The sequence below is a fragment of the Paenibacillus sp. UNC499MF genome (assembly GCF_900107975.1).
Lineage (GTDB): Bacteria > Bacillota > Bacilli > Paenibacillales > NBRC-103111 > Paenibacillus_F.
This window is the reverse complement of record NZ_FNVF01000018.1, coordinates 1-9,748: the sequence shown is the minus strand read 5'-3', so window position 1 is coordinate 9,748 and position 9,748 is coordinate 1. Positions and strand designations below refer to the sequence as shown.

Here is a 9,748-nt window from a genome sequence, read left to right as displayed (position 1 = left end):
ATGGCACCGAGCAGCTGCTCGTAATGCTTCGCCATCCGTTCTACCGTTTCTTTTTTATACAGGGAAGTCGCATACTCCAGGCTGCATTCGAGACGGCCGCCTTCTTCCACGACATCCAGACTAAGGTCGAATTTGGCCATGCCGTACTCGCTCGGATAGGAAGTAAGCTTAAGACCGTCCAGCTCAAATTCTTTATTCTCGAGGTTTTGCAGGGAGAACATCGTATCGAAAATCGGATTGCGGCTCAAATCACGGGCCGTCCGGACCTTTTCGACCAGCTCTTCGAACGGATAGTTTTGATGCTCGTATGCGCCGAGAGTCGTCTCTTTGACCTCCTGCAAGTAGGACAAGAACGGTTTGCCGGCAGCCGGGTAACTGCGGATTGCCAGTGTATTGACGAACATTCCGATCAGCGGCTGCACGTCACCGTGAGTCCTGCCGGCAATCGAAGTTCCGACGACCAGATCTTCCTGGGACGTATATTTATGCAAAAGTACCGTATACGCGGCAAGCAGAACCATATACAGCGTGGACCCGCTTTCCGCCGCAAGACGTTTCAAAGCTTCGCTCTTCTGTCCATCCACAAAAAACTCGAGCGTATCTCCTTCGTAACTCTGCACGGCAGGACGGGCAAAATCCGTCGGCAGCTCCAGCACGGGAAGTTCTCCCCGGAACACATCGAGCCAGTAAGCTTCCTGCCGCTTCAACTGCTCTTTCTGCGCCTCCGATTGCTGCCATACGGCGTAGTCCTTGTATTGGATGTGCAGAGGTTCCAGCTCTTCGCCGCTGTACAGCCGGACGAATTCCTCCACCAGCACGTCCATCGAAACCCCGTCGGAGACGATATGATGCATATCGAACATCAGGATGTGGCGGTCGGCCGCAAGCTCGATCAAGCCTACGCGGAGCAACGGCGGCTTCGCCAGATCGAAAGGCCGGATGAACTGCCGCACGGCCTCGTCCGCCTCTTCTTCGCCTGCCCGGATATGCTCCACCGAAAAGTCGACGCTTTCGTATACACGCTGCACGGCTTCACCGTTTACGACCTCAAAACCGGTACGCAGCGTCTCATGACGGGCGATCAGTCCTCTGAACGCCTCTTGGAAACGAGGGCGGTCAAGCTCTCCTTCCAGCAGCAAAGCCCCCGGCATGTTGTAGCTTTGGTCGGCTCCTTCGAGCTGTTGAAGGATGAACAGCCTTTTCTGCGCGGAAGACAACGGATAAGTATCGGCTTCCTCCGCCTTCGGGATCGAAGAGAAAGACAGCTGCGCCAGACTTGCGATCGCTTGAGCCATCTCTTCTATTGTCGAGTAAACAAAGACATCCTTCAGAGGGAAATCTACGTGAAGCTCTTTGCGTATGCGGCTGACAAGGGTTGTCGCACGCAGGGAATGTCCTCCGAGTTCGAAGAAATTATCCTTCACACCAACCTTCCCGAGCCCCAAAACGTTCTGCCAAATCGCGGCCAGATCCGCTTCCAGCGGAGTCCGCGGCGCCGTATGCTCCGTTCCCTCCAGAAGGCTGAGTTCGGGAGCCGGGAGCGCTCTGCGGTCCACTTTGCCGTTAGTCGTTAACGGCATTTCATCCAGCTGGACGAAGTAAGAAGGAATCATGTATCCCGGAAGCTCCCGGGACAAGGCGCTTCTTAACTGGCTTGCCTGCAGCTGTCCGTCCGCCGTGAAATAGGCGCAAAGCTGTTTGTCCCCGCTCGCGGTTTCACGAGCTACGATTGTCGCTTTCCGGATGAATTCCACCTTCAGGAGCTGGGCCTCCACCTCGCCAAGCTCGATACGGAAGCCGCGAATTTTCACCTGGTCGTCCATCCGGCCCACATATTCAATCGTTCCGTCCGGAAGCCATCTCGCCACATCCCCGGTCCGGTACATGCGTTCCCCGGGAACGAAAGGGTTGTCCACGAATTTCTCCGCCGTCAATTCAGGCCGGTTCAGGTAACCCCGGACCAAACCTTCGCCGGCCACGCACAGCTCCCCGGCTACACCGATCGGCTGCAGATGGTTGCGGGCATCCACGATATAGGCCGTCGTATTGCTGATCGGACGACCGATCGGAACATTTACCGCATCCTCGGCCACTTCGTTCACCACATAGTACGTAGCGTACACCGTGCTCTCGGAAGGGCCGTACAGATGAATAATTTTGCCCGGACCCAGATGAGCGAGCGCTTTGCGGACATGACCGACCGAAACACGTTCTCCGCCGAACAGAATGGCCCGCATATGCCGCAGGCAGTCCACATTTACATCCACGAGCACGTTGAAAAAAGCTGTCGTAATGAGCGAAACCGTAATCCGCTGCTTTTCGATCAACTCGGCCAGCTGCCCGATTTCCAGCATGATCTCTCTCGGAATAAGGACGAGGGCCGCCCCGTTAACCAAAGCGCCGAAAATGTCGGAAATCGACCCGTCGAAAGAATAGCTGGACAGTTGGAGAACCCGGTCCCGCTCCGTAATCTCGACATAGTTCGTATTCCGTGCGATCCGGATAATGTTCCGGTGGGACACCAGGTTTCCTTTCGGATTCCCGGTCGTTCCCGAGGTATAAATCACGCAGGCCAAATCGGCCGATTCGTTGATTCGTTCCAATTCCGCCTTGTCGTGACGGTAAGATTCTTCGTCATCCAGTACGATCACAACGCTTTGAATGGGAATCCGTTCCTGCAGATGGCGCTGTGTCAGCATAATCTTAGCGCCCGAGTCTTCGATCAGATACCGGATACGTTCTTCCGGATATTCCGGATCGATCGGTACATAAGCGCCGCCGGCTTTCAGCACGGCCATAATGCCGACGATCATCTCGATGGAACGTTCGACAATAATGCCTACGAGGCAGTCGCGGCCGATTCCTTCGCCACGGAGCGTACGTGCCAGACGATTCGCCCGCTCGTTCAGTTCGCGGTACGTAAGTTCCTTTTGCTCAAATACGACCGCCACTGCATCCGGTATTCTCTCCGCATGTTCCTCAAACAGCTGATGAAGGGTTTTATCCCGCGGAAATTCCGTCGTAGTGGCGTTGAACGCTTCGATAATTTGCGATTTTTCTGCCGCCGTCGCAAGCTCCAGGTCGCCCACTTTGACCCGGGGATCGTTCACAATTTGTTCGAGCACATGCAGAAGTTGTCCCCGCAAACGCTCGATATCCGCTTTCGCAAATACGCCCGCATTGTAATCGAACCGTATTTCAATCGCTTCTCCCGGTACGACCGTCATAGTAAAGTCGTAATTCGTCTGTTCCGCCATCTCGACATCCGTAATCGCCAGACCGCCGGTTTGACTGCCGCCCGCCTGCTGCATCTGTTCGTCCATCGGATAATTTTCGAACGCGATAATATGGTGGATGAGATCCTGCTTCTGGGAGCTCCGAGCCTGGATTTCGTAAAGCGGATAATAATCGTAACGGCCGGATTCCAGTGCCTGCTCCTGCACCTTAACCATGACGTCGGCAAAAGACGTATCCGCCTCGCTCGTTACCCGCACCGGTACCGTATTGATGAAAAGACCGATCATCTCTTCGATTCCCGGAATCTCGGCTGGCCTTCCCGAGACGACGCTGCCGAACACGGCATCGCCCGTTCCGTTAATCTTTTGTAAAATAACGCCCCATGCCGATTGCAGCAAAGTATTTAGCGTAACCTGATGCTGCTTGGCCGCACGTTCCATCCGTTCGCTCAAGCTTTTGCCCAGCTCGCAAACGACATGCTCCGGTTGGAAGGAGCCGCTTTTCGCATCGGCTTTTTTCGGAAGCACCGTCTGTCCTTCATACCCTGCCAAATAGCCGGACCAGTAACGGGAAGCACTTTCTTCATCCTGTTTACCCAGCCACTCGATGTATTGACTGTAGTCCGCCGAAGCGATACGTTCCGGCTTCTCGTTCCGGACAAAGGCCGAGTAAGTTTCAAACAATTCCTGCGTAAGCTGCGGCAGGCACCAGCCGTCCATCAAAATATGCTGGAAGCTGAGCAGTACGTGGTAGCGCTGTTCCTCCAGCCGGAGAACCGTAACGCGCAAAAGCGCATCCCGCTCCAGATCAAAGCCGCGCTGCCTGTCCTCTGCGGCCTTTTGATCGGTTTGGACTGCCCGCTCTGCCGGTTTCAGATCACTTAGATCGACATATTCAAACCCGACGGGTTTTTCCCGGTACACGATTTGCATAGGTTCCGCGCCTGCCCCGCCGTAAAAATTGGTCCGGAGCACAATGTGCCTCGCGGCCAATTCAGTCCAGCTTCTGGAGAAAACGTCGACATCCAGCCCACCCAGCAGCGTAAACCGCGCTTGTTCGAAATAGGCGCCTGTCTGCGGGTCCATCGCGCTGTGAAACCACATCCCCTTCTGCATGGGCGTAAGGGTGTAGATATTCTCGATCTCGCCGACAGATGCCGTATCTTCCGAGATCCGCTCCAAGTCGGTGACGGTCAGGCCCTTGAACTGCACGTCGCTCGGAGTCAGCTCCGCCCGCTCTTTAGCCGCGCAGTGGGCGATGATTTCCCGGAGGCTCTGCTCCAGCAGTGCCGCCAGTTTTTCAATCGTCGCTTTGTTAAACTGTTTCCGGCTGTAGCTCAGGTCAAGCGACAGCTTGCCGTCCAGGACCATGCCGTTTATGTCCAGCACGAAGCTCCGAGCCTGCCGGTCGCTCGCCGGAATGCCGCCCGGATACGGCGACAGACCCATCTCGTTATTTTGAAGATCGTCGTCGAACTGGCCTAAATAGTTAAAGTTGATTTCGGGCTCGGCTCCCCACGCCAAGCCGTCTTCCTGCTCCGAAAGATAGCGGCATATCCCGTATCCGATCCCTTTGTTCGGAATCCGGCGCAGATTTTCCTTGACGGCTTTGATTTGAGCGGACAAATCTTTGCCGCTCTCCGGCTCCAGCACGACGGGAAACTTACTCGTGAACCAGCCGATCGTACGCGTAATGTCGATATCCGTACCGATAAATTCGCGCCCGTGGCCTTCCAGATTCAAAAGAACCCGGTCATAACCGCTCCATTTCTGCACGGCAGTTCCCAGCGCGGTGATCAAAATATCGTTCATTTCCGTGTTATAAGCCCGGTGAACTCTTTTCAGCAGCAGTTCCGTTTCTTCGGAAGTCAAAACGGCGAAAAGCGATTCGCTGTCCCGCTGCAGGGAATCTTCCGCATCCGAATCCTTCGGCAAAGGCGGAACCGGTGTGCGCTCCACGCCCTGCCAGTAAGCCCTTTCGGCCTCCATGTCCGGGCTCTGCGCATAGGCCGCGAGCTGTCTGGACCAGGAAAGGTAAGAATCGGTTTTCGCTGGAAAACGGATTTCCTCGCCTTTGCGGGCCTGTTCGTATCCGAGCGCGATATCTTCCATCAAGATCCGCCACGAAACACCGTCCACGACGGCATGATGAACTGCGATAAGCAGGTGATCGCCGTCCGCACAGCGGAACAAGCCCGCTTTTACGAGAGGTCCGTTTTCCAGTCCGATTGCGCTCTGGATTTCGTTCGCCTTCGCTTCTACCGCGGCTCCGGGATTCGCCTCTCCGTTGAAATCGGAGATTTCCAAGCTGTACATCTCACCTTCCCCGATTCCGCGGTTCCAGGCAGTGAAGCCATGCTCCGTTTTGCGGAACGCCATCCGCAGCGCATCATGATGCTCCGTTAACTTTTGCAGCACCTTGCGGAGAGCGGCCTCGTCGAAACCGTCTTTCCGGTGCAGCAGAACGGATTGGTTAAAATGATGCGCATCGGCGAATTCGCGTTCGAAAAACCATTGCTGAATAGGAGTCAGCACGGCTTGTCCGGTCACTTCTCCCTGATCCACCGTCCTGGCGACGGGCTTCACATGCAGGCTGAGCTGAGCGATCGTCGGGTATTTGAACAAGTCGCGAATCTCCAGCTTGTAGCCGGCCTGGTGCAGCCGGGACGAAACCTGGATCGACTTGATGGAGTCTCCTCCGAGCTCGAAAAAGTGATCCGTAACCCCGACGCGTCCGGTATTCAGCACGGCTTTCCAAACGTCGGCAAGTGCCTGCTCCGCTTCGGTACGGGGCGCGACATACTCGCCTCCACCCAGCGCGTTCCCTTGCGGATCCGGCAGCGCCTTCCGGTCGATTTTCCCGTTCGGCGTCAGCGGCATCTTGGACAGCTGAACGAAATGCGCCGGAATCATGTAACCCGGCAAGTTTTGCGCCAGTGCTGTCCGGAGCTCACCGATCGTCAGCGATTGATCTCCCACGACGTAGGCGCACAGCTGCAGTCCGCTTTCTTCTTCGCGCGCGAGGACAATCGTTTCCTGAACGGACGGGATTTTCAGAAGCTGTTCCTCAATCTCGCCGGTCTCGATCCGATAGCCGCGGATTTTTACCTGATGGTCGATCCGGCCCATGTATTCGATGTTCCCGTCCGGCAGCCAGCGGGCGGAATCTCCGGTCCGGTACATCCGCTCGCCGGGGGTAAAAGGATTGTCGGCGAACTTCTCCGCCGTCAGCTCGGGACGGTTCAAATATCCCCTCGCCAGACCTACACCCGCTATGCACAGCTCACCCGCCACTCCTTCGGGCACAGGCTGTCCATGCTTGTCCACGATATAAATCTTGTGATTCTGGATGGGACGGCCGATGGGAACGGATTTCAAACCGGTATCATTCGCTTCGGCGGCCCATACTGAAGTGACGATTGAAGCCTCTGTCGGCCCGTAAGCGTTGAAATAACGCACTTTGCTTTTCCACTGGTGCACGAATTCCGCCGACACGGCCGATCCGCCGGTGATCAGCTTTTGTAATCCCGGCATATGATCCGGGTTTAAATAAGCGGCATACGTAGGCGGCAGGATCGCGGCCGTGATTCCGTTTTCGTCCATGTAGCGCTCGAAAAGCCGGTAATCCAAAATCGTGTCGGCCGTAGGGATGTAGAGCGCCGCTCCGAAAAACAGCGCCTTGAACACTTCCCAGCACGACGCGTCGAACGACAAGCTCGCGAACTGGACAACCCGGTCCAATCCGGTAATGCCGAGCGTATCCTGGAACATGTGCTTCAAGCTGACCAGCCCGTGGTGCTCCAACATGACGCCTTTCGGTTTTCCCGTCGTTCCCGATGTGTAAATGACATACGCCAGATGATCGGGACCGTTAACCGGCTCCGGATTCGTATCGTCGGCACTGTAGGAACTCTCCTCGTCAAGCGGCAGTACGATCCCCTCGAACGGAATCCGGTCCAGCAGCCGCCGCTGAGTCAGCAGCAGCTTCGCACCCGAATCTTCCAGCAGGTAGCGGATGCGCTCTTCGGGATACTCGGGATCGATCGGCACATACGCGCCTCCGGCTTTCAGCACGGCCAATATGCCGACGGCTATTTCCAGCGAGCGTCCGGCCATCAGGCCGACGAGCTGATCCGGCTGCACACCCGCGGCGCGCAGCGTCCGCGCCAGACGGTTCGCCCGTTCGTTGAGCTCCCGGTATGTGAGGCGTTCCTGTTCGAAGACGACCGCTGTCGCATCCGGAACCCGGGCTGCCTGTTCCTCGATCAGCCCGTGAATCGTTTTTTCTGCGGCATAGTCCGTTTCCGTCTCGTTAAAAGTATGAACAAGCCGGTACTCTTCCTCCGGAGACAGCATAGCCGCTCCTGCCGTTTCCAGATCCAGGTTGTTTAGTCCGACAGCCAGCAGGCGGTTCAGATGATCGATTACTCTGGTCATAAATTCCGCGTGGTATAAATTTTCGTTATACGAAATCTGAAGATGAATCGAACCGTCTTCAAGACGGAACTGGAACAAGCAGTCCCAAACCACGTTGTGGCCGACATCGGTGCCGTGCAGCTCATTCAGTGAAACGAGTGTATTGACGGCCGGGACCCCGTCCGTGTATTGAAGCTCGAGCTTCTCCGTCATTTTGAGAAAAGGAAGCTGCTGATTCCGGATAGCTTCGGGCAGAGAAACCTTCAATTCGTTCAATACCGATTTGAAGGTGGACCCGCTTCCGAACTTGTTTTTCAAAATGACCGTATGGTTAATCGGCCGCCGCGTTTCCTGGGGTTTCTTCACGACCGGCATACCGACAAGTACAGCGGAATCGCCTGTATATTTGTGCAGCAAGACTTGAACTCCGGCAAGTAAAATCATATAAGCGGCCAGAGGCGCGCCCTTGCTCATTTGAATGACCCGCTGCGCCGCCTCGCCGGACAAGGTTCCCGATACGGACTGGACACTTAAAGCCGCATGGCTCGGTGCTTTGCTGTAAGGCAGCAGGGTAAGCGAATCATCTTCACCTGTGAATTTATCGTTCCAAAAAAGGATTTCTTTTTCAAAAGCCACCTTCATCGTTCCCCTCTCTTTTCGTTAAAAAAAGCATTCCGGCGGGTGTGCGTACGGAATGCGCCGCACGCGCATCCGCCGGGTAAAGCTTTAGAAAACAATATCGATAGCTTCCAGCAAGTCCTCTTCCTGCTCCGGAGATCCGTTTAAGGCCAGATCTTTCAGCAGAACATGAGGCTGCTCGCAAATTTTGGAGAGGATAGTCAGAAAGTCTTCGGCAAAATTGTCGATCATGTTCCGGGTAAACAGTTTCGTCGCATATTCAAAATGGCCGCTCATGCCTTCTTCCTCGTGCGTAACTTCCAGGGTCAGATCAAACTTGGCGACCGTCCGGGCCTCGATATAAGGCTCGACGGTTAACTCTCCGAAACGGCTGATCCGGTCTTCCCTCGTTTCCATCACAAATACCGAGTCAAATATCGGATGCCGGCTCAAATTCCTTGCCGCCTGTACTTTTTCCACGAGCTCCTCGAACGGATAATCCTGATTTTCGTAAGCGCCGAGCATCGTTTCCTTGATTTCCTCCAGGTAAGTAAGGAACATCTTGTCGCCGGACGGGTAATTCCGGATGGCCAGCGTGTTCACGAACATCCCGATCAGCGGCTCCGTATCCGCATGAGTCCGGCCGGAAACCGGCGTTCCCACGATGATGTCTTCCTGCCCGGAATACTTGTGCAGCAGAACGGTGTAGGCGGCCAGCATAACCATATACAAGGTCGCGCCGTTCGCGTCCGCGATTTGCTGCAAAGCTTCGCTCTGCCGCCCTTCGATGGCAAAATCCAGCACGTCTCCCTCGTAGCTCCGCACCGGCGGTCTCGCGAAATCGGTCGGCAGCTCCAGCTGCGGCAGTTCGCCGTCCAATACGTCCAGCCAGTACGCTTCCTGTTTTTTCAATCGTTCGCTCTGCGCTTCGGACTGCTGCCACGCGGCGAAGTCTTTATATTGAATCCGCAGCGGCTGGAGATTTTCCCCCGTGTACATGCGGAGAAGATCGTCAATTAAAATGCCGGTGGACACGCCGTCGGATACAAGATGATGGATGTCGAACATCAGGATATGCCTGTTCCGTTCCAGCCCGATCAAGCCGACCCGCAGCAGCGGCGGACGATCCAGTTCAAAGACGCGAACGAATCCTTCGGCAAGTTCGCGGGCCTTTTCTTCGTCAGCCTGCCAGTACTCCAGGGCAAAATCCACTTCCGGGTAAATAACCTGCGCGGGTTCCCCGTCCACCATCTCGAAAGCCGTGCGCAAAATTTCATGACGGCCGATCAGTCCGCGAAGCGCAGCTTCAAAACGGTCACGATCCAACTCTCCTATGAGGATCATGAGACCGGACATATTGTAGCTAAGCTCCGCGCCTTCCATCTGATGCTGGATGTACAGCCTTTTCTGTACGGAAGACAGCGGATAATGCGCGCGTTTTTCAAGCGCGGGAATCGCGGTATGCTCATGGTGCTCCA

2 protein-coding genes are annotated in these 9,748 nt (G+C 55.5%); both read right to left on the bottom strand.

The window, feature by feature from the left end:
• A partial coding sequence (locus tag C4S74_RS23545) for a non-ribosomal peptide synthetase (RefSeq protein ID WP_258042591.1) occupies positions 1–8,294 on the bottom strand: 8,294 nt, incomplete at its 3' end.
• Positions 8,295–8,378: 84 nt separating this feature from the next.
• Positions 8,379–9,748: condensation domain-containing protein (locus C4S74_RS23540; RefSeq protein WP_258042590.1), on the bottom strand; the 1,370-nt coding region annotated here is incomplete at its 5' end.